The organism is Collinsella sp. LCP21S3_C7, from assembly GCF_052118485.1.
Classification (GTDB): domain Bacteria; phylum Actinomycetota; class Coriobacteriia; order Coriobacteriales; family Coriobacteriaceae; genus Collinsella.
Window position 1 is genome coordinate 1 of record NZ_JBQKHC010000004.1, and the last position, 25962, is coordinate 25962.

At 59.1% G+C, this 25962-nt stretch carries 20 protein-coding genes; 6 read left to right on the forward strand and 14 right to left on the reverse strand.

The genetic code is table 11. From position 1 onward, the window contains the following. Positions 1-145 precede the first annotated feature (145 nt). Together ACTQ1E_RS02830 and ptcA are read right to left on the reverse strand one after the other, a co-directional pair. Positions 146-1576 carry an APC family permease gene (locus ACTQ1E_RS02830; protein WP_441564634.1) on the reverse strand — a complete coding sequence of 477 codons (1431 nt, stop codon included), beginning with the start codon at positions 1574-1576 and terminating at the stop codon, positions 146-148. A 132-nt stretch (positions 1577-1708) separates the two neighbouring features. Then, positions 1709-2782 carry a putrescine carbamoyltransferase gene (ptcA, locus tag ACTQ1E_RS02835; RefSeq protein ID WP_154514956.1) on the reverse strand — a complete coding sequence of 358 codons (1074 nt, stop codon included), beginning with the start codon at positions 2780-2782 and terminating at the stop codon, positions 1709-1711. Between the two features lie 330 nt (positions 2783-3112). On the opposite strand from ptcA, the gene ACTQ1E_RS02840 reads away from it, so the two are divergent. Continuing rightward, the gene (locus ACTQ1E_RS02840; protein ID WP_441016728.1) at positions 3113-4078 is read left to right on the forward strand and encodes a response regulator transcription factor; all 966 of its coding nucleotides are present in this window, start codon (positions 3113-3115) and stop codon (positions 4076-4078) included. Between the two features lie 454 nt (positions 4079-4532). Here ACTQ1E_RS02840 and ACTQ1E_RS02845 read toward each other — a convergent pair whose 3' ends face one another. After that, positions 4533-6734 carry an FtsX-like permease family protein gene (locus tag ACTQ1E_RS02845; RefSeq protein WP_441564637.1) on the reverse strand — a complete coding sequence of 734 codons (2202 nt, stop codon included), beginning with the start codon at positions 6732-6734 and terminating at the stop codon, positions 4533-4535. Continuing rightward, complete coding sequence (locus ACTQ1E_RS02850; RefSeq protein WP_427728561.1) at positions 6724-7509, reverse strand: ABC transporter ATP-binding protein; 786 nt, start codon at positions 7507-7509, stop codon at positions 6724-6726. Before ACTQ1E_RS02850 ends, ACTQ1E_RS02845 begins: the two co-directional genes overlap by 11 nt. Positions 7510-7771: 262 nt before the next feature. Between ACTQ1E_RS02850 and vsr the strand changes: the two genes are divergently transcribed. Further along, positions 7772-8761, forward strand: a complete 990-nt coding sequence (gene vsr, locus ACTQ1E_RS02855; protein ID WP_441564639.1) for a DNA mismatch endonuclease Vsr — start codon at positions 7772-7774, stop codon at positions 8759-8761. 690 nt (positions 8762-9451) lie between these two features. On the opposite strand, the gene ACTQ1E_RS02860 is transcribed toward vsr, so the two are convergent. Beyond that, positions 9452-10309, reverse strand: coding sequence for a class II fructose-bisphosphate aldolase (locus ACTQ1E_RS02860; RefSeq protein ID WP_022095149.1), 858 nt, complete (start codon positions 10307-10309; stop codon positions 9452-9454). Positions 10310-10643: 334 nt separating this feature from the next. Between ACTQ1E_RS02860 and ACTQ1E_RS02865 the strand changes: the two genes are divergently transcribed. Then, positions 10644-11447, forward strand: coding sequence for a DeoR/GlpR family DNA-binding transcription regulator (locus ACTQ1E_RS02865; RefSeq protein ID WP_427728567.1), 804 nt, complete (start codon positions 10644-10646; stop codon positions 11445-11447). 64 nt (positions 11448-11511) lie between these two features. On the opposite strand, the gene ACTQ1E_RS02870 is transcribed toward ACTQ1E_RS02865, so the two are convergent. Both ACTQ1E_RS02870 and ACTQ1E_RS02875 read right to left on the reverse strand, forming a co-directional pair. Next, complete coding sequence (locus ACTQ1E_RS02870) at positions 11512-12672, reverse strand: FprA family A-type flavoprotein (protein ID WP_427728570.1); 1161 nt, start codon at positions 12670-12672, stop codon at positions 11512-11514. A 129-nt stretch (positions 12673-12801) separates the two neighbouring features. Further along, the gene (locus tag ACTQ1E_RS02875; RefSeq protein WP_154515200.1) at positions 12802-13788 is read right to left on the reverse strand and encodes a LacI family DNA-binding transcriptional regulator; all 987 of its coding nucleotides are present in this window, start codon (positions 13786-13788) and stop codon (positions 12802-12804) included. 383 nt (positions 13789-14171) lie between these two features. On the opposite strand from ACTQ1E_RS02875, the gene ACTQ1E_RS02880 reads away from it, so the two are divergent. Both ACTQ1E_RS02880 and ACTQ1E_RS02885 read left to right on the forward strand, forming a co-directional pair. Further along, entirely contained in the window at positions 14172-15377 is a 1206-nt protein-coding gene (locus ACTQ1E_RS02880; RefSeq protein ID WP_441564641.1) for a galactokinase, read from the forward strand. After that, a complete protein-coding gene (locus ACTQ1E_RS02885) occupies positions 15368-16996 on the forward strand; it encodes a UDP-glucose--hexose-1-phosphate uridylyltransferase (RefSeq protein ID WP_441564643.1) in 1629 nt (542 codons plus the stop codon). Before ACTQ1E_RS02880 ends, ACTQ1E_RS02885 begins: the two co-directional genes overlap by 10 nt. A gap of 269 nt (positions 16997-17265) precedes the next feature. On the opposite strand, the gene ACTQ1E_RS02890 is transcribed toward ACTQ1E_RS02885, so the two are convergent. From ACTQ1E_RS02890 to ACTQ1E_RS02920, 7 genes are all read right to left on the reverse strand, one after another. Next, entirely contained in the window at positions 17266-18201 is a 936-nt protein-coding gene (locus ACTQ1E_RS02890; RefSeq protein WP_441564645.1) for a hexose kinase, read from the reverse strand. A gap of 56 nt (positions 18202-18257) precedes the next feature. Further along, complete coding sequence (locus tag ACTQ1E_RS02895; RefSeq protein ID WP_441564647.1) at positions 18258-19139, reverse strand: aldose 1-epimerase family protein; 882 nt, start codon at positions 19137-19139, stop codon at positions 18258-18260. Between the two features lie 378 nt (positions 19140-19517). Continuing rightward, the gene (gene lacB, locus ACTQ1E_RS02900) at positions 19518-20042 is read right to left on the reverse strand and encodes a galactose-6-phosphate isomerase subunit LacB (RefSeq protein ID WP_427747999.1); all 525 of its coding nucleotides are present in this window, start codon (positions 20040-20042) and stop codon (positions 19518-19520) included. 63 nt (positions 20043-20105) lie between these two features. Then, positions 20106-20534: a galactose-6-phosphate isomerase subunit LacA gene (lacA, locus tag ACTQ1E_RS02905; RefSeq protein WP_006234830.1), complete on the reverse strand. Its 429-nt coding sequence runs from the start codon at positions 20532-20534 to the stop codon at positions 20106-20108. A 310-nt stretch (positions 20535-20844) separates the two neighbouring features. Next, positions 20845-21855, reverse strand: coding sequence for a hypothetical protein (locus tag ACTQ1E_RS02910; protein WP_441564649.1), 1011 nt, complete (start codon positions 21853-21855; stop codon positions 20845-20847). A gap of 411 nt (positions 21856-22266) precedes the next feature. Further along, a complete protein-coding gene (locus tag ACTQ1E_RS02915; RefSeq protein ID WP_055252615.1) occupies positions 22267-22605 on the reverse strand; it encodes a PTS lactose/cellobiose transporter subunit IIA in 339 nt (112 codons plus the stop codon). 214 nt (positions 22606-22819) lie between these two features. After that, on the reverse strand, positions 22820-23824 hold the full coding sequence (locus ACTQ1E_RS02920) for a LacI family DNA-binding transcriptional regulator (RefSeq protein ID WP_427718989.1): 1005 nt from the start codon (positions 23822-23824) through the stop codon (positions 22820-22822). A 357-nt stretch (positions 23825-24181) separates the two neighbouring features. Between ACTQ1E_RS02920 and ACTQ1E_RS02925 the strand changes: the two genes are divergently transcribed. Then, positions 24182-25957 (forward strand): lactose/cellobiose PTS transporter subunit IIB, encoded by a 1776-nt coding sequence (locus ACTQ1E_RS02925; RefSeq protein WP_441564651.1) that lies wholly within the window; start codon positions 24182-24184, stop codon positions 25955-25957. The last annotated feature ends 5 nt before the right edge of the window (positions 25958-25962 follow it).

Below are 25962 nucleotides of genomic sequence, written 5' to 3' on the forward strand. Positions count from 1 at the left end.
ACGGGACGCACGAGGGATACGGGAGAGGGGTCGGGGCGGTCGGCGGCTGCCGGAGCTATCGCCTGCACCCGCCCCGGGGAATGGTTGGCGGACCCGTCGCCCGGGCACGCCTCCGAGGAGGCCGGGGTGCCCGGAACCGGGTGCCCTAGTTCTCCTCGGCCTCCTCGGCGAGGCGCTGGGCGGCCAGCTCGGGGGTGAGGCCCTTGTACTCGGTCTCGCGGCCCTTGGCGCTGACGACGCGGACGACCTCGCCGATGAGCACGAGCACGATGAAGATGATGATCATCGGGACCTTCTCGCCGACCTCGGCGGCGGAGAACGGCACCAGCGTCGCGACGATGGCCAGGATCAGCTCGATGCAGGGGATGGCCAGCATGACCTTCATCATCGCGCCCTTGAACGGGAACGTGAAGATGCGCTCGCGGTCGGGGTCGTTCTTGCGGAGGTTGAGGAACGCCGGGAACATCGGGATGTAGGTGAGCAGCAGGAAGACGACGGAGGTGCCGAAGAGCATCCAGAAGACGCCGTCGGAGATGGCGTCGACGGGAACGAGCTGCAGGCAGAGGACCAGGGAGGCGACGACGGCGTTGACCAGGTTGGCGCCGTTGGGCATGTCGTCCTCGGAGATCATCGAGGCGAAGACCTTGGGCATGTTGCCGTGCTCGGCGGCGTAGCGGGCGACGGAGTTGACGCCGAAGGACCAGGCGGCCATGTTGGCGAACAGGGTGATCAGGAAGGCGATGCAGATGACCTTGAAGAGCACGGAATCGCCCACCATGGTCTGGACCGCGACGATCATGCCGTAGTCGGGGTCGATGGAGTCGGCCGGGATGGCGGCGCCGATGCCGAAGCCAGCGAACAGGTAGATGACGGCAATAGCCACGCCACCGACGACGATAGCCTTGGGGATATCGCGAGCGGGATCGGCCATGTCATCGGTCATGGTGCAGATAACCTCGAAGCCCATGAAGTTGAAGATGATGATGGACAGGTAGCCCAGGGCGTTGGTGTTGGTGAGCTCGGGCAGGAAGGTGGCGGCGGACATGTCGTTCGCGAAACCGTTCTCCATGGCATACCAGATGCCCAGGGCGCCGACGATGACGGCAACGGCGACCTTGATCAGGGCGCCGCCGTTGAGGACCCACTCGGAGTCGGCCGCCTTGGAGCGGCCCATGAGGTAGACGATCCACACGAAGGCGAGCTCGATGCCCATCTTGGCGATCAGGTTGAACTCGACGCCAAAGACCATGCCCAGGATGTCGGGGAACATGGTCGCCAGCGAGGCGATCCACAGGGGGTAGTTGACCCAGTAGTAGTACGAAATGCGGGCGCCCCACTTGTCGCCCAGGCCATCGCGTACCCAGTCGTAAATGCCGCCCTCGCCGTCATAGGTGGTGCCGAGCTCGGCGACGACCATGCCGTAAGGGAGCAGGAAGGTCAGGATCAGGAAGATCCACCAGAAGAACTGCTGGTTGCCAATGGCAGCAGCAGGAGCGGCGGCCTCGCAAACGAAGACGACGCAGATGATGGTCGAAATGACCGTCAGGAAGGAAAGCTTTTTCTTTCCGTCACTCATATTTAATCCTTTGCTCAGTCTTGGACAGATTCGAGGCCCTAAGGTATTAAGGCAATTGCTTGGGCCTCGGTGAGCGGGCGACAGGAGACGAGCATCCACCGCCCGCAAACATGCTTTTAGAAGCCTTGAGGCTTAGAGCTGCTCGAGAGCCTCGAGGGCGGCGTGGAGCTCAGCCTTGGCGGAGTACTCGACACCCTCGTCGTTGAGCGGAGTGCGCTTGCCCAGGGCGGCAAGGAGAGCACGGATGGAGTGCTTGCGGTTCTCGGCCTCGACCCAGCACAGGGAGCGCTCGGGATCGTCCATGACCTCGTCGACGACTTCCTCGCCACGGGTGGCCGGCAGGCAGTGCATGAACTTGGAGTTGGGGCCGGCGAAGTTCATCATGTCCATGGTGACCTGATACTTGGGATAGAACACGTCCATGTAGTTCTCGCCCGAGACCTCCTCGTCGTACAGGCCATACCACACGTCGGTGTAGATGAAGTCGGCGCCCTTGATGCACTCGATGTCGTCAGAGATGACAACCGAACCGCCGGAGACCTTGCAGTTCTCCTCGGCGATGGCCATCATCTGCTTGCCGAACTCGGCGCGCTCCTCGGCGGTGCCAACGTGCAGGCCGCCGTCGGGGATCTGGTGGCCCTTAGGTCCAAACTGGACAAACTTCATGCCGACCTTGGAGGCGATGAACATGAGGGAGACGCAGACCTGGGTGGCATCGCCGATGAAGGCCAGGGTGCAGTCCTCGATCTTCTTGCCCTCGGGGAGGTTCTCGAGCATGGTCATGAGGTCGCCCATCTCCTGCGTGGGATGGTTGAACTCGGACATGCCGTTGATGACGGGCACAGCGGAGCCCTCGGCGAGGCCGACGACGTCCTTGTGACGGTCAACGCGAGCCATCATGATGTCGAGCAGCGAGCCCATAACGCGAGCGGTGTCGCCCAGGGACTCGTGACCGCCGAGCTGGATGGTGCCAGGGCCATAGAACTGAGCATGGCCGCCGAGGTCGGTCATGGCCGTCTCGAAGGAGAGACGGGTGCGGGTGGAGACCTGCTGGAAGATCATGCCAAGGCTCTGGTTGCGGAGCAGGTGCGGATAATAACCGTCAACCTTGATGGCCTTCTTCATTGCCAGGCCAAGATCCTCGATAGCCAGGATCTGCTCTTTGGTGAAGTCGTTGGTGTCGATGAAATCCTTAGGCAGTGCCATATCGATTTCCTTTCCGCCGGTCTTGCCGACTTATTTACTGTGAGGCGCTCGTACATCACACCTCGTGTTGACAAGACCATCATTCACCCGTGTGCAATTTTTACCTAGTTTATTCGGGATTAAAGACCGTTCACGGAGTTACACCCTCTATAAACCAATATAAACCCGCAGGCAGCGGGCTTGCAGGGGGTTTACCGTCTGGAACCGCGAACGGTATACGGCTATGCTATGTCTGGCGTCTAATCCGCAATGGAACGACCGGCTGAGACAAGTATACCCGTGGGATATAGCGGGCTCCATAAGAGTTCAAATGAGGCAGGACGGTGACAAATGGACACGCTCATGTTCTTCTATACCTTAGCGATACTCGTAATCTGTATTGTGACGGCAGTGCTTTCGCTTGCCGCCTACGCCTCGTCCCATCGACGCTTCTTTATCTATGGCAGCGGCGTTTTTATTTGCTACGCCATCGAGATGACCGAGATCTTCTTTTTTGAATACACGTTGCAAAACGAGACTTTTCCGGCCAGCGACTATTACGCAATTACCATGCCTGCGTTTCGGACCCTTGTGGCGACCATTTCACAGGCTTTTATTTGGCTGATTGCCATGGACTTGCTCGATAAGCATTCAAAAAAGCAGTTCACTATCCCCGTCTTAATGTTTTTACTGTTAGAGTCGCTGACTATCGTCGCTGTCCCCTCCGGCCCCATGCGTCAGTGGCTCTACTACACGATGCGTCAGGTATTCCTTGTCTTTGTGGGACTGTATATCTTTTGGACGGCTCATAAGAGTACGGAGGTTGAGCTGAAGGCACGCGTTAACAACCAGCGAAAGCACCTGATTATCGGCGCTATTCTGGTCGGTTGCATCGTTGCCGAGGATTTCTACAACATCCTTGTCATCCCCATGAGTCTGGCACCCTCTTGGCTGCAGCTTTATCTATCCGAGCGCAACTTTAGCGAGAACGTCTTTGCGTGCTACTTTGCGATTCTGCTGATCATCTACTCATACCACGTGCTTTCAATTCGCATGGAGAAGGCGCCCGAGGAAAAGAACGTCAACGATCTTGATCGACACATCGAAGAGCAAATGCCCTTCTATCGCAACGCCTACAGGCTCTCCAACCGCGAGGCCGAGGTTTTGCGTCTGGTTGTGCTGGGCAAGTCGAACCAAGAGATTGCTGACGAGCTATTCCTTGCCGTGGGCACCGTCAAGACCCACATCCACAACATCCTGGTCAAAACCGAGCAGCAAAACCGCACCACGCTCATCCTCCACTTTTGGAAGCGTTAACCTGCCAAAAAGGGACAGGTTTATTTTGGTAGGTTTTATCTGGGCAAACGCCATCCGCCGCAAGAGAGCTGCTTTCCCTTGCGGCGGTCTTCTAGCAGTAAGACCAAGTGAGTAGACTTTTTGCAGGAGGTCGAGCACAGCCCTAAACGCCGCGGCTCTGACCTGCGATTTTATTGAACATTTGTCGCGATGTGCTCGGCATATCTAAATAAGTCTACTCACTTGCATCCGAGACGCACCAGATAGGCAAATAACCGCCGCGAAGGAAGGGTTACGCGGTTTTACCAAACCGCATAACGGCTCGACGCTGCAAGCGCCCCTGAGCGAGCAATCTGACGTTCAGTCGTCGGTCGCGTACAAAAGTACGCTTCCCTCCTCTTTCACGTCACTTTACTCGCTTAGGGGCGCTTTCGCTGACTTATGCTCAACCTACAATGATTCCAAACTGGATGAGTTACTCGCTGTAGCGGGTGGCTATGGCAGCTCGCACCATTCCGGTGCTCATGAGGTAGGTCACCAGGAAGTAGCCACCGTACGCTGCCAGGAAGATCGCGCAGGTGAGGCCCACGGTGCCGCCGATGCTCATATTTCCGAATATGCTCACCAGCTCGATAATCACCTTAAGTGCCACAAAGGAGTGCGCCAGGCCCACTGCCAGCGGGAACAGGAAGAATACCGCCTGCTGCGCCATCACCGAATGGCGAATCTGGCGGTCGTCGCAGCCGATCTGTGCCAGCACACGATAGCTGCGGCTGCCGTCGGCCACGTTGGAGAGTTGCTGGATCGACAGAATCGCCGCGCATGCAACGACCAATACAAAGCCGATGTAGATGGCTAGGTAGCTAATCATGCCGTTCATCTGCGCTGCTTGCGCGTACATCTCGGAGCGTGTGATGAAGATTCCCCACGATCCCGGCTCCTTGCCGTCAACGAGCAGATTGTCGAGCACAGTGTATTCAATGCTCTCGTCTGCCTCGGTCGTATCCATCCCCTGTTTGTAGTTAACGAGCAGGCTACTGGAATACGGCTGCAGATTAAGTTGGGACAACAGCTCGTCGGCAACGACGACGGTACCCGGATTACTGCCCATCGCCGAGTTGGCGATGGCCGCCGTGTCCTCGTCCGACTTATCGGTTGCGGGCTTGAGCGTATGCCCGCCCAAGGTAAGGGCATGGCCGCCGGCCATATACTTGGTGTACAGGTCGATCAGCTCACCGCCCATATCACACGTAAGCAAGTACTGGTCGCGGCCAATGCTCACCGGCTCCTCGCCCATCATCTGACGCAGCTTGTTGTACTGGCTCGCCGGCGTCACAAACAGACCCATCGCATCGGCCTTGCTACCCCCGAACGCCTTGGGAAGCTTTTCGCCCATGGTCTTGCACATCTCACCCGCAGACACCGAAGGGCTCGAACCGCCAAACGGGTAACTTAGATACGAATCGATCTGCACATGCTCACCGGCAACATCGGCGATATTGACCTTCTTGCCGGTCTCGTTGTTGTTGTCCGCCGACTTGTCCTTACCGTGCCATGCGGGGTACAAATCGACCGTTGTATCGGCCAGCACCATGCGATCGGCCTCAGACGGATTGACGTACTCCTTGTAGTAGCCGAGCGTATCGGGCGTGTAATAGACATACGTCTGCGACATATCGGCCGGCGTATAGCGCTCCAGATTCTCGTTCATCACATTGGCAATCGACATACCGCACGTCACCGAGGTGATGGCCAAAAACAGGAGCATCGCGATGACGCCCATCGAAAAGCACACCGTGTTGACCTTGGCCGCAAGCTGGCGCACGATAAACATGTTGAGGCCGCGCCAATACACGCCGCGCAGGCTCTGCAGCAGCTTGATAAGCATGCCCGAGAGTCCCCAGAACAGGGCAAAGGTGCCCACGGTAACCATAGCGGTCGTAATGCCAAACTGGTTCATGGCCTCTTGCAGCTTGCTGTCCGTCGCGGTTAGCGGGAACCCATCACGTAGCAGACGGTAATAGGCCACGCCCACAAGCACCACGCCCACGGCAAAGATGGCAATCGCGATCCAGGGGTTGCGTGTCTTGATGCTCTCGTTGCGACGCTCGGCACCCATAAGCTCGATGAGTTTGGTACGACGCACGGCGCGAAAGTTCAGCAGTAGCGTGAGCACAAACATTACGAGCATGCAGGCAAGGGTCAGGTTGAACGCATGCACCGAGAAAAAGAAGTGGAAATTGGCGATCTGTGTCTTAAAGAGCGAGGCCGTAAAGAACGTCATGAGCTGGGAGAGTCCCACACCCAGCACAATGCCGGCGACAAAGGCCACAACCGATACTATCACGGTCTCAAGCGCCATGATCGTGGCGACGCGCCCGCGCCCCATACCGAGCACCTGGTACAGGCCAAACTCCTTCTTGCGGCGTTTCATGATGAAGTTATTGGCATACACCATCAAAAAGGCCATGACACCGGCCAAAAAGTACGTCAGGTAGCCGAGCATGCTGCCCATAACCTGCGCCAAGCCCTCTTCATCGATTCCGGCGATGTCGACCTGCATCGAGATGGTATTAAAGGCATAGAAGACCGTGACGCCCAGGGTGAGCGTCAAAAGGTAGACGAGGTAGTCGCGGCCGGCGCGGCGGACGTTGCCCCAAGCGAGTTTACAGAGCATCGGAGCCCTCACCGCCCATCATGGCAACGACCTCCATAATGCGGTCGAAGAACTCGCGGCGGTCGGTGTCTCCGCGGCGCAGCTCGGTGAAGATCTTGCCGTCGCGAATAAACAGCACACGGCTCGTGTAGCTGGCGGCAAAGCTGTCGTGCGTGACCATGAGCACGGTGGCGCGCAGGCGGCGGTTAAGGGCCTCCAGGCTCTCGAGCAGCAGGCGAGCGCTCTTGGAATCGAGGGCGCCGGTGGGCTCGTCGGCCATGATCATGGTGGGGTCGGTGACGAGCGCGCGAGCCGCGGCAACGCGCTGCTGCTGACCGCCGGACATCTGGTAGGGATACTTGTCGAGCACCTGACTGATGGACAGGCGCGCTGCCACATCCTGCACGCGGGTCGAGATCTCTGCCGAGCTTGTGCGGGCGATGGTGAGCGGCAGGGCGATGTTCTCGCGTGCCGTGAGCGTATCGAGCAGGTTGGAGTCCTGGAAGATAAAGCCGAGCTCCTCGCGGCGGAACTGCGAAAGCTTAGCCTGCTTCATGCGCGTCACGTCCTGGCCGTTGATGCGGATCGTGCCACTTGTGGCACTATCGATGGTCGACACGCAGTTGAGCAACGTCGACTTGCCCGAGCCCGAAGCGCCCATGATGCCAACGAATTCGCCGCGGTTGACGGTAAAGCTGACGTCGTTGAGCGCGCGGGTCACGTTGCCCAGCGCTCCGTATACCTTTTCGAGATGCACGACTTCCAGTACCGGGGTCGCCATGTGCGTGGTTTGCATACCGAGTCCTTTCTTGCGATTAGTCTACGGCATCTATAGTCGCAAGAAGCCGAGTCGGCTACCATCGATATCGCTTACGCTTGCCTTACCGTTGCGTAAGGTAGGGGTAGTCTTTTTGGGACGGGGCTTTTTTAGCTACCCTATCCGTAGCCTTCGAAGCATGAGGCCGCATTTGACATAGGGCAGCTAAAAAAGCCCCGTCCCAAAAAGACTACCCAAACGAGCTGCCTTGTCATGTGTCGATGTTGAGAGAGGACTCCTGTTGAAGACTGTTCATGTTGCCGCTGGGATCATTCGCAAGGAAGGATCCGATGAGCTGCTTGCCGTGCAGCGCGGCTATGGCGACATGCGGGGACTTTGGGAGTTTCCCGGCGGCAAGCTCATGCGCGGCGAGACGCCCGAGGACGCCGTACGCCGCGAGCTCATGGAAGAGCTGCAGGTAAAAGTCACCAACCTGAGCGATTTTTACACCGTTGAGTATGACTACCCCGATTTTCATCTCTCCATGGAGTGCTACTACTGCTCGCTCGCCGATGAATCCGATGAGCCCCAGAAGCACGACCGCCAGCTCGATATCCGCTGGATTCCGCGCACCTCGCTTGCTACGGTGGAATGGATGCCCGCCGACAAAGGGCTTATCGATGCTCTGATTGAGTTGAAGGAAGATCGGCTTGAGGCCAACGGCGCCGCCGATGACGCCACGCCCAACACGGCCGACAAACCCGCCACCAAACCCAAGCGCGCACCTAAGCGCCGCAGCAAAAAGCGTCCCAAGCCAGGTCTGCTCGACGGCATCGATACCTCGGACCTCTCCGCTGACGAGCGCGAACTGGTGCGCCGTCGCGCCGCTATAAAAAAGTCCATGAAGGGCAACAAGCGCGCCAACACCAAACCCGAGCTGCTCGTTCGCCAGCGCCTGCGGGCAGCGGGCCTTACGGGATACCGTCTGGAATGGAAGGTACCCGGCAAGCCCGACATCGCCTTTCCCGGGCGCAAGATCGCCATTTTCGTCAACGGCTGCTTTTGGCATCGCTGCCCTAAGTGCAATCCGAGCCAGCCCAAGCGCAATGTTGAGTTTTGGGAGGCAAAGTTTCACCGCAACGTCGAGCGCGACCGAGCCGCCATCGACGCGCTTACCCAAATGGGCTGGACGCCCATCACCGTCTGGGAATGTGAGCTCAAGAAAGACCGCATCGACGCCACCATGGAAAAGGTCATCGAACAGGTACGCGCCGCCGCACCGCAGCGCTAACAGCGATCATTCACACGCTCCGCACGTCCGCGCCACAAACCTTAGAAAGCCCTTAAGCTCAAAACCTTTCAAGAGTGTTATTCGATACCTTTGACCTGCGGTTTCATTGTTATATCAAACCTGATTAAGCCTTTCTTTAGTGCTTCTTTGCAGCAGCCGCGGCATAATACTGCCAACGAACGGGACCTAGCAGCACACCCCGTGCGCAACCTTTTGGTGGACATCGAGGAGGCCGCATAAGCATGCATTCTTCCAATGACGCAGCACAGCAGCCATCCCTAAAACATGCAGACCTTTTCTCCTTCCCCCCGACACAGAGAAACGGCCTCCTCGACTCCCCCACCACAAAAGCCAAACGCTCAACCGATCAGAATCTCAACTTGCGAATATCCTTCGATAAGCTCCAAGCATCCCTAAACAAGTCATTCCCCAACCAAGCCCGGGCATACTAACCCCCCATCAACAAAGAAGCCCTAACGCCCCACCAATTTCCGCCCCAACGCCACAAGGGCGATTGAGCAGGGCCGTCTGGAAACGGAAAAAGGCCTATCTCTCAGAACATTCCGCAGGACGGAGGAAGCCCCGCAGCGCGTAGCGCGCAGCGGGGCTTCCGACATGTCCGAGGACGTTCTGAGAGATAGGCCCTTTTCCGTTTCCGGACGGCCCGGTGGGATCAGAGTACCCTTGCTGTTACTCTGCTTTGCCCACAGAGTTGAGGTTGGTCATGCGGATCTTAACCAGCTCGGTGATCTCACGCATGCCCTCCTTGGCCGGCTTCTTGGGATCGAAGCAGGCGGGGTTCTCGGCCATGTAGGCCATGAAGCCCTTGGTGTAGGCCTGACGCAGCTCGGTAGCGTAGTTAACCTTGCAGATGCCGTTCTTCACAGCCTCGGCAACCTGCTCATCGGGCACACCGGAAGTGCCGTGCAGAACCAGCGGCACGTCGACGGCGTCGCGGATGGCCTTGACCACGGACTGCTCGATGTGCGGATCGCTCGTGTACACGCCGTGGCTGGTGCCAACGCCAATGGCCAGCGAGGTGCAGCCGGTGCGCTCGACGAACTCCTTGGCCTCGGCAGGATCGGTGTAGGGGCTCTCGCCCTCAACCGCGGGACCGTCGTCCTCCTTGCCGCCAACCTTGCCGAGCTCGGCCTCGACGGGCACGCCCATGGCGCGGCCAGCGTCGGCGACGGACTTGGTCAGGGCAATGTTGTCCTCAAAGGACTCGTGCGAGCCGTCGATCATGACGGAGGTGTAGCCCGTGCGGAAAGCCTGCATGCAGCGGTCATAGCCATCGCCGTGATCGAGGTGCAGAGCGACGGGCACGGAAGCGCGCTCGGCAGCGGCCTTCACCATGCCGTAGAAGTAGTCCAGACCAGCGGTCTTGATGGTGCCCGGGGTGGTCTGCATGATGACGGGGGACTTGGTCTCCTCGGCAGCGGCCAGAACGGCCATAACAAACTCGAGGTTCTCGACGTTGAACGCGCCGACGGCGTAGTGGCCGGCCTGAGCGTCCTTGAGCATCTTTTCGGTGGTAACAAGTGCCATGAGCGTTTGCTCCTCTCCCTCGCCCGCATCTGGACATCGGGCGTAGTTGTTCACAAGGCGTTTTACCTTGCGTTTTACTGCGCTCATTGTATGAAATTCAGCGGCTTTGCACGTGCGAGATATTGAGTCCATGCAGGCCAATACAGTCGTTTTTGAAAAGTAAACGGAAGGAATCGGAACCGAGTGGGCGTGTTCGATATTGATTTTTGAGCGTTTAGCGTCTTTCTTTTATAGAAAAGATAAGTAATCGAAAGGTGTTTTCTTACTCAAAAAGAAAATGAACGAAAATAGAGTCAACACAATTCCTGCAAATTTAGCCGAGAATGGAGCAAACATGGCCCAAGCTACCAACCGTGCTTTTGCTGACGAGCGCCGTACCGCCATTATGGAAATACTCGAGCATAACGCCTCGGTGCAGGTAGCAGAAATCGCCCAGACCTTTGGCGTGTCCTCCGTCACCGCCCGCGCCGACCTGGACGCGCTCGCCGAAGCAGGCAAGCTGCGTCGCACACATGGTGGTGCCGTATCGCTCCACAAACGCCTGACCGTCTCCACGCAAGATCGCCGCATCAATGTCAACGTCGCCGCCAAGCAGGCCATCGCGCAAAGCGCCATCGAGCTCGTTAATGACGGCGACACGCTGCTCGTCGACTCGGGCACCACGGCGCTCGAATTCGTCCGGCTCCTCGATCAGCGCGACGGCATCACCGTTATCACGGCCGACATTACCATCGCCGATTATATTGACGAGAGCATGCCCTCGGTCGATGTCGTCATGCTGGGCGGGGCACTGCGCAAAGGTCATCGCTATCTGTACGGCCCACTTACCATGCAGGCGCTCCAAATGGTCCACGCCGACCTTGCCGTCATGTGTCCTGGCGCTTTTGTTCCCGGCTGCGGCTTTACGACCGACTTTCCGCAGATGGCCGAGACCAAAGCGGCTATGGTCGGTGCCGCCCGTCAAAGCGTCGCCCTCATGGATGCCAGTAAGGTCAACGGACGCGGCATGTACCGTTTTGCCGAGCTTGCCGACGTCGACATCATCGTGATGGACAGCGACCCCGACGCCGCCGTCGCCACCTCAATCGCCGAGGCCGCCGACAGCGCACGTCCAGCCCTCATCATCGCCGGCGCTTAAACAAAAACCACCACAAAGGGCCTGTCCCTTTGTGGTGGTTTTGCCCGTTAAAAGCGAAATATCGCTACTTGGAAAGCTCGTCGGCGAGGGCCTCGATCTGGGCGCGCGATGTGTCGTTGAGCGATCCCAGCACGGTCACCTTGTTCTGCGCCAGGGTGATGTCCTTCATGCCCTCGAGCTCCTTGGTCATAACCTTGGCAGCGGCGGGCGTCCAGGAACCGGCCTCGACGAGCGCCACGGTGCGGTTCTGGTAGGCATGCTCGGCGAGCGTGTGGATAAAGGTGCTCATGAACGGGAAGATCTCGCCCTGATAGGTGATGGAGGCGAGCACCAGGCGGTCATAGCGGAACGCATCCTCAACGGCCTCGGCCATGTCGTCGCGAGCCAGGTCAAAGACGGAAACCTTCTGGCCGCGAGCCTCGAGCGCTGCGGCGAGCTCCTCGACGGCAGCCTTCAGATGTCCATACACACTCGCATAGGCAATCGTGATGCCCTCGTCCTCGGGCTGATAGCTCGACCAGGTGTTGTAGGTGTCGAGGTAATAGCCCAGATTCTCGGTAAGGACAGGACCGTGGAGCGGGCAGATGATCTGAATATCCAGATCGGCAGCCTTTTTGAGCACGGCCTGCACAAACTTGCCGAACTTACCGACGATGCCAAAGTAGTAGCGGCGAGCCTCGCAAGCCCAGCCCTCGGGATCCTCGATGTCGTTGGCGCCAAACTTGCCAAAGCCGTCGGCGCTAAAGAGCACCTTGTCGGTGGCCTCATAGGAGAAGAGCACCTCGGGCCAGTGAACATTGGGGGCGCCGATAAAGGTCAGGCTGTGGCCGCCCAGGTCGAGCACATCGCCCTCTTTGACAACCATTTTGCGCTCGGGGAAGTCGGTGCCAAAGTAGTTGACCATCATGCGGAAAGCACCCATGCTGGCCACAATCTGCGCCTGGGGATAGCGCTCCATAAAGGCGGCGATACCGGCGGAGTGATCAGGCTCCATATGATGGATGACCAGGTAGTCGGGCGTACGGCCATCGAGCGCGGCCTCGAGGTTGCCGAGCCACTCGTCGACAAAACCACCGTCGACCGAATCGGCGACAGCGATTTTATCGCCCAAGATAACGTAGCTGTTGTATGCCATACCGTTCTCGGACACATCGTACTGGCCCTCGAACAGGTCAATGTCGTGGTCGTCGACGCCAATGTAGCGGATATCCTTGGTGATCTCCATCAGGCAAAGCCTCCTAGATAGACAAAATAACCTGTCTATCATAGCACTTGGCAGCATTCCAACTGTTATCTGCCGGCATCCTTACCGATTGTTATTAAAATACGATAAATCGCCGTTTACCTGCGCAAACTATGAGCGTGGCATCGCCGTGCTATGTCGAATAATGAGCTGGCCGGGAATACGGATAGCAACGGTTTTGCCCGCCGTACCCGCCTCGGGAACCGCGTGCTCAAACACCTCGCGTCCACGCTGATGTAAATCGAACCGAACGGTCGTGAGCTCGTTATGCGCGACAAAGTCGTCGAGCGAATCGTCGACGCCCACCACGCTTACGTCCTCGGGCACGCGCAGGCCGCTATCACGCAGCGCGGCAATCGCGCCATTTGCCATCTGATCGTTTGCCGCATAAATCGCCGTCATGGTGCGATCGTGCTCGGCCAGGTACCTGCCGGCCTCGTAGCCGCTGTTGGCAGACCAGTCGCCCTCGAGCGGCGCCTGCGGCTTAATGTGCTTATGCTCGAGCGCATCCTGCCAGCCGGCGCGACGAAATTGCTCGTCGACCGAGAACGACGGGCCGCCAATATAGCGAATTTGCTCGTGCCCCAGCTCAAACAGATGATCCATAAGCAAGAGCGAGCAGCCGTAATGGTCGGAATCGACCGTGGTCACCCGCGGGTGCGCGTACATGGTAACAATAACCGTGCCAATGCCCGGCAGCGGATCAAACGTCTCAAAATCGGGCGCCATGCGGCTCATGCCGATGATGATGCCGTCCACCGGCAGCGCAGCCATACGACGCGTGGCCTCGGCAAGCGAAAACTCCTCGGTCTTGGACATCTCGACCAGCGTGATGGCGCAATTATGCTCGCGAGCAGCGCTGGCGATGCCGTCGATCATTGAGAGGTTGCCAAATTTGGTGATATCGTTGACGCACAGACCGACCGAATGGTAACGGCCGTCGCGCAGCGAGCGGCCGGCATAACTCGGACGAAAACCGAGCTCTTGCATAGCGGCCTGCACGCGCTGGCGCGTCTGCTCGTTAACGTTGGGCAAGCCGTTGGCGACGCGCGAAACCGTCTGCTGCGAAACACCGGCAGCGCGGGCGACGTCGGCCATGGAGACCGGACGCGTACCTGTATCGTTGGACGAGTGCCTTGCCACAGAATCACCTTCACCCTTGCGAGATCTGAATAGCGTGCATGCCGGCCCGGGCAGAAATACACCCCGCGCCGAGGCCCGCTATCGTCGAACGCATGTTAACGTACTCTACTTTTTCTATCTGTATCTCTTCTGCTTTATAAGTCCATACGGCGGTACCGTTCACGGCTGTAATTCTACCGACTACCGGATTCTCAAAAAGTGACAAGCGATCTGTTATGAGTACGTTAACATAGCCCGTAACGTGCGGCATCGTGAACACTTGGTTCATGCCGCTTCAAGTTGTTAACGTACTCATAGCGACGCAAAACTCACCCGTGCGCGCCAAGGAAAGGACTCCCATGACCACCCCCGACGAAAAGACACTCACCATGCTCACCAAGCTGTTTGAGGAGGAGTTTGGACCCATCGGCGACCGCCAGGTGCTCTACGTGCACGCGCCCGGGCGTTCTGAGATCAGCGGCAATCACACCGACCACGAGGGCGGCCATGTTATCGCCGGCTCGCTCGATGTCGCCGTTGACGGTATCGCCGTGGCAACCGACTCCAACAAGATCCGCGTCGCCGACGAGGGCTATCCTACCTTTGAGATCACGCTCGATACGCTAGATGTTCAGGAGTCCGAGAAGGGCACGTCCGCGAGCCTCGTCCGCGGTATGGCCCACGAAATCGCTGCTCTGGGCGTTGAGCCCCAGGGCTTCGACTTCGCCTTCACCTGCTCCGTCCCCTCGGGCGGCGGCCTTTCGAGCTCCGCTGCTGTCGAGGCGGCGTACGGTCGTGCCATGGAGACGCTCTGGGGCGCACCCGCCATTGAGCCCGTCGCGCTCGCCCAGATGAGCCAGCGCACCGAGAACAACTATTACGGCAAGCCCTGCGGTCTTATGGACCAGGCCGCCGTTTGCTTGGGCGGCCTCGCCTACATGGACTTTGAGGACCAGGCTCAGCCTAAAACCCAGAAGCTCGAATTCAACTTTGAGGATCACGGCTATGCGCTCGCGCTCGTTAAGGTTGGCGCCGACCATGTGGCAGCTACCGACGACTACGCCGCCGTTCCGCGCGAGATGCAGGACATCGCCGCCGAGTTTGGCAAGACACGCCTGTGCGAGGTAAACGTGGCGGATTTTGACGCCAAGCTCCCTGAGCTACGCGCCAAGCTGGGCGACCGCGCCTGCCTGCGCGCCGTTCACTACTGGTACGAGAACGGCCTGGTCGATAAGCGCTGGGCAGCCCTTAGCGCCGGCGACATCGACCAGTTCCTGGTCCTGACGCGCGAGTCCGGTGCCAGCTCCGCCATGTACCTGCAGAATGTCATCGCCAAACTGGGCTCCGAGCAACCTTCCATGTATGCCTTGGCGCTGGCCGAGCATGTGCTCGACGGCCGCGGCGCCGTCCGCATCCACGGTGGCGGCTTTGGTGGCACCATCCAGGCCTTCGTGCCGCTCGACCTGGTCGACACCTTCATCACCAAGATGAACGGCTGGCTGGGCGAGGGCTCTGCCCGCCACTACGCAATTTCTGACAAGGGGGCTTACGCGGCATGGCTGTAATGACTGATGTGCGCGAGGCCGCGCAGGGCCTGATTGAGTATGCCATCCATCGATCCATGATCGGACAGGATGACCGCATCTGGGCCTACAACACCATTCTGGAGTGCATCGGCGCCACGGGTCCTGCGCTCGACATGGCTTGGGCGATGCAGAACGAGAAGCTCTCGCTCTTGCACCCCGATACGCTCCCCAATTTTGACCTGGAGGGCACGCTTGCCGCGCTTTCCGAGGACGCCGTTGCCAACGGCGCTGCCGAGGACACGGCGTCGGGCCGCGACCGCATCGCCATGCGCATCATGGGCGCGCTCATGCCGAGGCCTTCGGTTGTAAACGAGGAGTTCAACGGACGCATGGGCGTCAACGAGCCCCGCGCCGCGACCGACTGGTTCTATGGTCTGTGCTGTGACGCCGGTTACGTACGCCGCGCCGCCATCGCGCGCAATATCAAATGGAGTACCCCCACCAACTGGGGCGACCTGGAAATCACCATCAACCTGTCGAAGCCCGAGAAGGACCCGCGCGACATTGCCGCGGCCGGCGCCGCAAAGAACACGGGCGAGAAGTATCCCGCCTGTCAACTGTGCATCGAGAACGAGGGCTACCCTGGACGCTCCGCCGCAGCCGACGGCGGCGCCCATCCCGCTCGCCAGAACCTGCGCGTTATCCCCATCCAGCTCGACGGCGAGCGCTGGGGCTTCCAGTACAGCCCGTACGCGTACTTTAACGAGCACTGCATTGCTATGAGCGCCGAGCATCGCCCGATGCACGTCGACCGTAAGGGACTGACCTGCCTGCTCGATTTTGTGGACCTGTTCCCGCACTACTTTATTGGCTCCAACGCCGACCTGCCCATCGTGGGCGGCTCGATTCTGTCGCACGATCACTTCCAGGGCGGCGCGCACGAGTTCCCCATGATGCATGCCGCCGAGGTCTCGCAGTTTAACGTGCCCGGCTTTGACCAGGTCAGCGGCACCGTGTTGCAGTGGCCGCTTTCAGTGCTGAGACTGCGCTCGCACGACCGCACCCAGCTGCTCGACGCCGCCGAGAAGATTATCCTCGCCTGGCGCGAGTGGACCGATGAGTCTGTGGGCGTCATCGCGCACACAGCCGACGGCGTGGCGCATAACACTGTGACGCCCGTCATCCGCCGCGTCGACTCTCGCGGCAATGCCGGCGGCGAGATCTACGAGGCCTACCTGGCGCTTCGCTGCAACATCACAACCGACGAGCATCCGCTGGGCGTATTTCACCCGCATGCCGAGTACCACCACATCAAGAAAGAGAACATCGGCTTGATCGAGGTCATGGGCCTGGCCATTTTGCCGCCGCGCTTGGTTCCCGAGCTCGGCGCTGTCCGCGAGCACTTGCTGGCAGCCAAGGCCGATGTCAGTTACGACCTTGCCGGCGCGCTCGAGGGCGACGACCTTTGCCGCAGCCACGCCGCATGGGCCAAGGACGTCTTTGCCCGCCGCGCCGACGAGCTTACGGCGGATAGCGCCATCGACATCCTGCATGAGGAGGTCGGCATGGTGTTTGGCCACGTGCTCGACAACGCCGGCGTCTTTAAATGGGACGAAGCCGGTCGCGCCGCCCAGCAGCGCTTCATTGACTCGCTGTAATGATCCCTTGGGGACGGAGGAAAACGGATCATTTCGTCTTCAAGACAACGGCGCCCGCCGGCAACATCGCCGGCGGGCGCCGTTTTTGGTGCAAGGGCAGCTAACTTGGGACGGGGCTATTTTGACTACTTTGCATCTAGAAGTAGTCAAAATAGCCCCGTCCCAAATTAGCTGCCTCTCATGAGAGTGGAAAATCTCCCACTCTAAGCCCGCTTGCGAGCCCAAAATGGGAGATTATCCACTCTCGTTTTGTTCGGTACGCCGTAACTCTAAAGTTCGGTTACCTCTACGCTGTTGTAGACCTCGTCCCAGCGGTCCATGACCAGATGGCCGGTCTTGGGATCCATGGCGTTGAGCTTGCCGCAGGTATTGGCGGTCTTGAGCACCGTGACGTCGTCGGCACCAGCAGCAATGGCATGCGCAAAACCGGCGATGGTCGAGTCACCGGAACCCGTCGCGTTCACAGCCGCAATCGCGGGCGTCTTGGCGCGGAACGCGCGGCCCTCATGGAAGCCCACCGAGCCGGCAGCGCCCATCGAAACGACGACCCAGGGGATACCGGCAAAACGGTCATCGGCGGCAAGCGCCTCGCGCAGGGCATCGACATCATCAGTCGTAAAGGACGTACCCAGCAGGCCGTTAATCTCGGTCAGGTTGGGCTTTACGAGCTCGGGCTTAGCGTCGGACTCCAGCGCGGCCTCCAGCGATGCACCCGAGGTGTCGAGTAGCACCTTGGCGCCCTCCTCCTCAGCGATCTTGACGAGCTCGGCATAGTAGCCGGCATCGATGCCACGCGGCAGCGAGCCCGAAAGCGTCACAACGTCCGCCTCCGCTGCAAGCTCGGCGAACTTGGCCGTAAAGGCCTCGAGCTCGGCCGGGGCGATCTGCGGGCCGCTCTCCAAAAGCTCGGTCTGATTGCCCTCGTGCAGAATATTCAGGCAAATGCGCGTCTCGCCGGCAATGGGCACAAAGTCGTTCTTGACGCCGTCGGCATCCATGAGCTCGGCCATATAGGCACCCATGTGACCGCCAAGCAGGCCAGTCGCGAGCACATCGTCGCCCAACTGCAGCAGCACACGGCTCACGTTGAGGCCCTTGCCGCCAGCGGTCTTTTCGGGCGTCACACGGTTCACGTCGTCGATGATCAGCTTGTCGAGCTGATAGCGCGTATCAATCGACGGGTTCATGGTAACAGTCAGAATCATATTGAACTCCTGTTTCCGGGGCACGACACGCGCGACCCCAAACATACGATAGCTCGTTAAAGGATCTCGATCTCAAAGCCGCGGGTGACGGTCTCCCCCGGCTTGGCCACCAGGCAGCCGCGCTTGTGCTCCAGAATATCGTCCTCGTCGGAGCAGGTGGACAGGCCGCCCCACGGTTCCACGGCCACAAAGTCACCCTCGGGCTTGCTCCACACAATCAGGTACGGCATATCGGGGAACGTCAGGCGCACGCCCTTGTCCTCGGTCTTCTTGGTCAGCGTAACCACGCGGCTCTCGAGCACGTCAAAGATGGTCTCCGCGAAGTCAAAGAGTTCGTGGGTCAGCGGCAGGTCATGGCCAACCATCGGGTTCTTGCTGCGATGCTCAACATCAATCAGGCCCGTCGAGGGAACGGCAGTGCAGAGGTCGGTGGCCTCACGCTGCTCAAAACGAAGCTCGTAGTCGTCATAGGACTCGCCCTCGTCGAGCGGGCACTTAAAGCCGGGGTGACCGCCCACAAAGAACGGCATGTCCTCGGTGCCCTCATTGGTCACCTCGTACGACACGGCAACCTTTTCCGAATCGATCGTGTAACGAGCAACGATCTTAAACGGATACGGGTACTGCTCGAGCAACTCGGCATGGTCGGCAGAGCTTAAGCTCAGCGCAACCATGTTGTCGCTCTGTTCCTCGAGCTTCCACTCCTGCTTGCGCGCAAAGCCGTGGCGGGCGAGCTTTACCTCGCGGCCGCCCATGGTCATTGCGTGGCCGTCACGAAGGCCACCGCAGATCGGGAAGCAAATGGGGGCCTGGCCCGACCAGACTGCCGGATCACCCTGCCACAGGTACTCACGGCCGTTGGCCGCAATAGAAGTGAACGACCCGCCCGCCGTGCTCAGTGCCACGCGGATAGAACCGTTATCAAGACCAAACTCCATAGGAGCCTTCCCTTTCTTACGACAGCCCACCAAGTCAATAGGGCTGATAGAAAACCGGCCCGCGCCCCCTCACAGAAACGCGAGCCGTCAATTGAAAAGCTGCAGAATGCCGGGTACCGCCAAGAGCGAAGCACTCAAGCCAAGCAAGCAAACGTGTTATCGGAGCAGCTTACTGAACCAGAAAGCTTCGCAACAACAGCGGTAACCCCACAGGTGCCCCCAACGTCAGCGAGCGGCGATCAGGTGCCCCAGGTCGCCGCGAAAGAGGAGCGACGCGTACTTCATGTACGCGAGCGACGGTTTGAGTGGCGAGATGGGGTGCCTGGGCGTCGCGCAGCGTCGACCCGTTACGCGGTTTGGCAAAACCGCGTAACCCCACTAGTCGTGGTATTCGCCGCGGTCCCACTTCTCCAGGAACTCGTCAAAGAAGTGCGGGTCAGTCTGAGCCTCGGCGTCGGCCTTATTGCAAGCATCGATCTTGGCGATCAGGGCATCGTGCTCGGGGGTCTTCTCGTAAGGCTCCTCCAGGAAGGCAAGCATGATGTCGGCCATCAGAAACTCGCCGGTGATCTTGCCACCAAAGCCCACGATGTTGGCGTTGAGCTCACGACGGGCATACAGGGCAGAGGTCATGTCGCGAACCAGGGCGCAGCGGGCGCCGGGAACCTTGTTGACGGCGTTGGTGATGCCGATGCCGGTGCCGCACAGGGCCACGCCAAAGTCGGCCTTGCCGCTGGCAACAGCCTCGCCCACGGCCTTACCGTAGATGGGATAGTGCGTACGGGTGTGGCTGTAGGTGCCGCAGTCGAGCACCTGGTAGCCAGCCTGCTCCAGGCGGTCGGCCAGATAGATCTTCTCGTCCGTAACGATATGGTCGCAACCGATTGCGATGGTCTTCTTCATCAGAACGTCCTTTCGTCTGAATTCACAAGTTGAGATAGAAGTTCGAGTTCTCGGTGGCTCTCGTTAGGCCATCTTGTTGAGCATGTCGACACGGATCTGGTGACGACCGCCGGCGTACTGTGCACGCAGGAACTCGCGGGCGATCTTCTTGGCGACCTCGGTGCCCACAACGCCCGGGCCCATGGTGACCATGCGCGAGCCGTTGTGCTCGCGGGTCATGTAGGCGGAACGCTCGTCGGAAATGTTAGCGACGACCATGCCCTTGATCTTGACGGCGGCCATATAGGAGCCGACACCGTACTTATCGAATGCGAAGCCCTGGGAATCCTTGTGCTCCAGCAGGTCCTTGGCAACGGCGGTAGCGGAATCGACAAAGTCCGCGGCAGGGGTCTCGGAATAGTCGACGACCTCGTGACCATCGGCGATGAGCATCTCCTTGATGGACTCCTTCATCGACATGCCGTCGGCATCGGAAGCGATTACAACCCTCATGACATCCTCCTTGAGAGATACGCAGGTGCGTTGTTTCTGTTTGGAAGTGTTGAATCTCGTTCAGGTCCGGGCATCTGAATGTGCGATTCTTCACTGTTCATGTTTATTTGAACACATTCGAACAGTAACTGCAACAACTTTTTGTTTATCTTTGTTCTTTTTTGAACAAATACCGTTCACGGATGATTGCTGACCGTTTGGACCGGGCGCGGGCGTAGCGACCATGTGTTCAATAAACAAAAGGGCGGCCGAGAACGTGTCTCGGCCGCCCTTCGGCGGTATTCCACGGTATATACAGCTGTTTTAGCTACTAGGACTGCCCGCCCTTCTTGGCATGCTTGGACGGAGTGCCCAGAAAGCGGCCCGTCAAATAATTCGTCGGCCCGGAAATATCAATCCCCAGCAGTGTGTACCCCAGCCACAAAAACGCCGCGAGCACCAGCAATGGGATAACGCACGAGGTCACTATCATCACTATGACACCTTCGATCAGATCGGTCACCTGCTGCACAATCTCATCGGTCATCTGCTTGGCGCCGCTGGTCACCGTCGTGACGAGACCCGAGGCACCGTCGGCAAGCTGTTCAAGCACGTTCTTGGACTCTGCGGACTCAGTCTTTTTCTTGTTTGCTTTGGAGCTATCGCTATCTGCCGCACTCGCAGCGTCAGTCGCCTTTTGCTCGGCCGCCTCGATGCTCACTCGATACGTTTCATCAACCTTCTGCGACACCCATACGCTCGCGGGCACCAACACCATGCTAATTATGGCGACCACCAGCACACGCGTTGCCACGCGACGAATGACCGTGCTCGTGCTCCAGCGTCCGTGAATGCCAAGCGACGCTGCAAAGAGCACCAGCGCAAACGGGATCAGGATGCCCAGGCCAACCGACCACAAAATCGTGAGTAAATATTTCTCTAGGTATAGCACGGCAAGCACGATACCAAGATTACCCGAAAGCTGTGCGAGCTGCTCGGCAACCGGCGTTCCCGTATCGCCCGGCAGCGCAGTGATACCCGCAGATAGGGCGACGCACGAGGTCGTGAGCGCCAATACATTGCCCTTCTTTTGATCGATGACCTCGATGGTGGAGTCCCAAGTCTTGGTATCGGCAAAATGCGGACGAGCCACAAACCCCGACAGCAGCGCCAGTACCACGAGCGCAACGATGAGGCCAATCTGCAGTTTTTTGTTTGCGCACACGACATCGGATAGGCTGGGCTGCAGCTCGGTCACCGTTGTTTGCTCGGTTATCTGGACAGGACGCCCATGAGCCATCTCGCTCGCGTCTCTCTTTTGAATCGATCCGTTGTCCGGCATTTGGATACCTCCTCATTCCGGCCTGTATTGCGGATGGAAGTATACCCACCCAGCGAAAAACCGAACGGCAAGAGGCGCAACAGACTGCTGCATGACCTGCCCGCCATGAAATGGGCCCATCTACTACGTTTAACTGCCCATCCCCGACCATGCCCCGTGGCGTAAAAACAAAACCACAGGTAGAACGCCTGCAGTTTTTCATGAAACGCAGGTGTGTTCGGGGGCACCGGATTAAACGTAGTAGATGGTCCAGTTTCGTGGCGACGCTGCCAACCGATCCCCTGGGGACGGAGGAGAACGGATCATTTTGGGCCGTCAGCCCCTATTTCACCGCAACTTGGAGGAGGACAGAAAAAGCCCTGCCGCGGATAGGGGCAGGACTTTTGGAAGGGGCTTGGTTGTGAGGGCTCGTTAGGCGAGCTTGGCCTCGAGCTCGGCGATGCGCTTGTAGGCATCGATGGTAAAGCGGGCCTGCTTCTCCAAGATCATAGTGGTCATGAGGGTGTCCTGAGCGTGAGCCATGATGAAGGTCATCTCCATCTCGCCGCCGCCGGCCTCCTGCGAAAGCAGCTTGGTCTGCGTGTCGTGGGCGCCGATAAGTGCATCGCTGGCATCCTTGTGCAGCTGTTCGGCCTTCTCAAAGTCACCCTCGCGAGCAGCATCGAGCGCTGCAAGCAGATCGGTCTGGGCGTCACCTGCGTATGCGACAATCTCGAATCCAACCATCGAGATTTCTTCTTTGGTTGCCATATTGCGTTCCTTTCACATATGAACCAACGGAGAGCATCGCGTCCGGGCATCCGCGCTGCGCTGTGTATGACAGAAACATTAACATTCAAACAATAAAGAACAATACAAAACGTAATTTCGAGCTATGAACGGTCACTTTTAACCCGCGAACGGTTTCCAAACCATTTCGAACAATATCAAACATGATTAACGGAAACCCAAACAGGACCGCGCCCTAACGCAAATCGTGCACCGTATCGCCCTCTACGAGCACGCCGGGGATCAGCATGTGCTCCACGCCAGACGCAACTCCCTCGGCGCCGGCGATCTTGTCGACTGCCCACATGCCGACACGCTTGTTGTCAAAGCGCACGGTGGTCAGGCGACGATCGGGCACGATGTCGCCCAGACTATCATCAACCCCCACCACGCTCACGTCCTCGGGCACACGCCTTCCGCGCGACTCGAGTCCGCGAATGCAGCCGTAGGCCATGGCGTCATTGGAGGCATAGATGGCAGTACAGGTCGGATCGTCCGCCAGAGCCTGGCCTGCGGCATATCCACTCCGCGCCGTCCAGTCGCCACGGATGAGTCGCGGCAGCTCAATACCATGCGCGCGCAATGTCTCGCGCCAGCCCTCCTCGCGCTGCATGCCCGAAAGCGAGCGTTCGGGACACGAGATAAAGTGCACGGTCTTGTGCCCCTGCCCCAGCAAGTACTCGACAACCTGGCGCGAACAATCGAACTGATCGTTATCGACCGTTGAACAGAGCGGGTGCTCCAGCATCGTAACGAGCACCGTCTGCATGCCGGGCAGCGGCTCGAAGGTGCCAAAGTCCGCCGGCATGCGATTCATGATCACGACCATGCCGTCTACCGGCAGCGCGCTCATACGCGACGATGCGCTCTCGAGGGTATAGGGATGTCCATCTACTTTAGTGAGGGTGATGGCATAGCCGTGCTTATCGGCGGCGGCGGCAAAGCCCTCCATACGGTCGAGGTTGCCGGTACCGGTAATGTTGAACATTGCGACGCCGACGGTCTTAAACTTGCCGCGGCGCAGCGATCGACCGGCAAAATTGGGGCGATACCCCAGCTCGCGCATGGCGGCACGCACGCGCTCCTTGGTCTCGGGGCGCACGCTGGGTGAATCGTGGACGGTGCGCGAGACCGTCTGTTCTGAGACGCCCGCGAGGAGCGCCACATCCTTAACGGAAACCGATTTTTTAACAGCGGCCATAGGTCGATCTTTCTATGTCAACGATGCCATTGGTGGCACCCTACGCAGTCAAATGAAACGTCTTCAAGTATATCTAACGCCTCCCCCACCATACGCTCACCACCCAAAACCTACCGTTCACCGACATTTTTGCTTCCCCGAACGGCTTTTATCGCCCAAATGTTAACGTTGCCATTGTGTAAACACAGAGCCACCGGGCGGCTCAAACGTTTACGCGCAAGAAATCGACGGTCCGCAGGCACAGGGGCCATCGGTTCGTGTCTTATTTTGTGTCACAAAATGGCAACGTCAACATTTTGGCAACCAAACGTCAAAAGCTACCATCGTTGCTAACCCACCGACTCTTAGGAGCTTTGCATGGAGCAACTCATCGCCACCATCGAAAAGGGCCAGCCCTTTTTCAACGCGATCGCCCGCAACAAGTACCTCAAGGCGATCCGCGACGGTTTTATCTCCGTCATCCCCATCATCATCTTCTCGTCCATCTTCTGCCTGGTAGCCTCGGTCCCCAACATCTGGGGTTTCTACTGGCCCGATGACATCAACAACGCCCTGTGGAAGTGCTACAACTACTCCATGGGCATCCTGGCCATCGCCTGCGCCGCTACCACGGCCAAGCATTTCGCCGACGCCCAGAACCGCGATCTGCCCAAGAATAACCAGATCAACTTTATCTCGTGCATGTGCGCGGCCATCATCGGCTTCTTGCTCCTTTCGAGCGACACCATCGCCACGGATGCCGCCAGCGGCTTCAACACCACCTACCTTGGTTCCAAGGGCCTACTGACCGCCTTCATCGCTGCGTTTGTGACCGGCATCATCTACAAGTTCTTTATCAAGCGCAACATCACCGTCAAGATGCCCGAGCAGGTTCCGCCCAACATCTCGCAGACCTTTAAGGACATCATCCCCTTCTCCGTCTGCATCACCGTCTTTTGGGTCTTTGACATCGTCTTCCGCGCTGCCTTTGGCTTCTGCTTTGCCCAGGGCGTCATCCAGGTGTTCCAGCCCCTGTTCACCGCTGCCGACGGCTACATCGGCCTTGCTGTGATTTACGGCGCCATGAGCCTGTTCTGGTTCGTGGGCGTCCACGGCCCCTCGATCGTCGAGCCCGCCATCGCCGCCGCCCTCGTTGCCAACATGACCGACAACCTGGCTGCGTTCCAGGCCGGCCAGCACGCTTCCGCTGTCCTGACCCAGGGTGCCCAGTACTTCGTCGTCTGCATGGGCGGCACCGGCGCCACGCTCGTCCTGGTCTTTATGTTCTGCTTCCTGGCCAAGTCCCAGGAGATGCGCGCTGTCGGTAAGGCCGCCATCGTCCCCGTGTGCTTTGCCGTCAACGAGCCGCTGCTGTTCGCCGCGCCTATCGTGCTCAACCCCGTCTTCTTTGTCCCGTTTGTCTTTGCCCCGATCGCCAACATCTGGATCCTCAAGATCTTTATCGACTTCTTGGGCATGAACGGCTTTATGTACACCCTGCCTTGGACCGTCCCCGGCCCCATCGGCACCATCATGGGCCTAGGCTTCCAGCCGCTCGCCTTTGTGATGCTCGCCCTTATCCTGGTCGTCGACTTCGTTCTGTACTATCCGTTCTTCCGTGCCTATGACGCCCAGAAGTGCGCCGAGGAGGCCGAGATTTCCCAGGAGGAGCTCGCCGCCAAGAACGCCGAGAAGGCCGCCAAGCTCAACGATGCCTTCCAGGGCAAGGCCGACGCCAAGAGCGTTGCCGCCGGCGCTGCTGCCGAGGCCGTGGAAGCCGGCGCTCCCGCCGCTTCCGCAGCACCCGCTGCCGAGGCAACGGCCACCAGCGACCTCAACGGCAAACGCGTGCTCGTGCTCTGCCAGGGTGGCGGTACCTCGGGCCTGCTCGCCAACGCGCTGGCCAAGGCCGCCAAGGAGCGCGGCATCAATCTTGAAACCGCTGCCGAGGCCTATGGCAACCACGTGGACATGCTCCCCGACTTCGATCTGGTCGTCCTGGCCCCGCAAGCCGCAAGCTACCTGGCCGACCTGCAGAAGGACTGCGAGCGCGTGGGCAACAAGTGCGTCGCCTGCCGCGGTAAGCAGTACATTGAGCTTTCCCAGAACGGCGATAAGTCTCTCGCCTTCGTCGCCGAGCAACTCTCGAAGTAAGTAAC

What these genes read in the sequence shown, in the direction of transcription:
- ACTQ1E_RS02830 (WP_441564634.1), bottom strand. Translation starts at nt 1,576, where the DNA reads ATGAGTGACGGAAAGAAAAAGCTTTCCTTCCTGACGGTCATTTCGACC.
- ptcA (WP_154514956.1), bottom strand. Translation starts at nt 2,782, where the DNA reads ATGGCACTGCCTAAGGATTTCATCGACACCAACGACTTCACCAAAGAG.
- ACTQ1E_RS02840 (WP_441016728.1), top strand. Translation starts at nt 3,113, where the DNA reads ATGGACACGCTCATGTTCTTCTATACCTTAGCGATACTCGTAATCTGT.
- ACTQ1E_RS02845 (WP_441564637.1), bottom strand. Translation starts at nt 6,734, where the DNA reads ATGCTCTGTAAACTCGCTTGGGGCAACGTCCGCCGCGCCGGCCGCGAC.
- ACTQ1E_RS02850 (WP_427728561.1), bottom strand. Translation starts at nt 7,509, where the DNA reads ATGCAAACCACGCACATGGCGACCCCGGTACTGGAAGTCGTGCATCTC.
- ACTQ1E_RS02860 (WP_022095149.1), bottom strand. Translation starts at nt 10,309, where the DNA reads ATGGCACTTGTTACCACCGAAAAGATGCTCAAGGACGCTCAGGCCGGC.
- ACTQ1E_RS02865 (WP_427728567.1), top strand. Translation starts at nt 10,644, where the DNA reads ATGGCCCAAGCTACCAACCGTGCTTTTGCTGACGAGCGCCGTACCGCC.
- ACTQ1E_RS02870 (WP_427728570.1), bottom strand. Translation starts at nt 12,672, where the DNA reads ATGGAGATCACCAAGGATATCCGCTACATTGGCGTCGACGACCACGAC.
- ACTQ1E_RS02875 (WP_154515200.1), bottom strand. Translation starts at nt 13,788, where the DNA reads ATGGCCGACGTCGCCCGCGCTGCCGGTGTTTCGCAGCAGACGGTTTCG.
- ACTQ1E_RS02880 (WP_441564641.1), top strand. Translation starts at nt 14,172, where the DNA reads ATGACCACCCCCGACGAAAAGACACTCACCATGCTCACCAAGCTGTTT.
- ACTQ1E_RS02885 (WP_441564643.1), top strand. Translation starts at nt 15,368, where the DNA reads ATGGCTGTAATGACTGATGTGCGCGAGGCCGCGCAGGGCCTGATTGAG.
- ACTQ1E_RS02890 (WP_441564645.1), bottom strand. Translation starts at nt 18,201, where the DNA reads ATGATTCTGACTGTTACCATGAACCCGTCGATTGATACGCGCTATCAG.
- ACTQ1E_RS02895 (WP_441564647.1), bottom strand. Translation starts at nt 19,139, where the DNA reads ATGGAGTTTGGTCTTGATAACGGTTCTATCCGCGTGGCACTGAGCACG.
- lacB (WP_427747999.1), bottom strand. Translation starts at nt 20,042, where the DNA reads ATGAAGAAGACCATCGCAATCGGTTGCGACCATATCGTTACGGACGAG.
- lacA (WP_006234830.1), bottom strand. Translation starts at nt 20,534, where the DNA reads ATGAGGGTTGTAATCGCTTCCGATGCCGACGGCATGTCGATGAAGGAG.
- ACTQ1E_RS02910 (WP_441564649.1), bottom strand. Translation starts at nt 21,855, where the DNA reads ATGCCGGACAACGGATCGATTCAAAAGAGAGACGCGAGCGAGATGGCT.
- ACTQ1E_RS02915 (WP_055252615.1), bottom strand. Translation starts at nt 22,605, where the DNA reads ATGGCAACCAAAGAAGAAATCTCGATGGTTGGATTCGAGATTGTCGCA.
- ACTQ1E_RS02920 (WP_427718989.1), bottom strand. Translation starts at nt 23,824, where the DNA reads ATGGCCGCTGTTAAAAAATCGGTTTCCGTTAAGGATGTGGCGCTCCTC.
- ACTQ1E_RS02925 (WP_441564651.1), top strand. Translation starts at nt 24,182, where the DNA reads ATGGAGCAACTCATCGCCACCATCGAAAAGGGCCAGCCCTTTTTCAAC.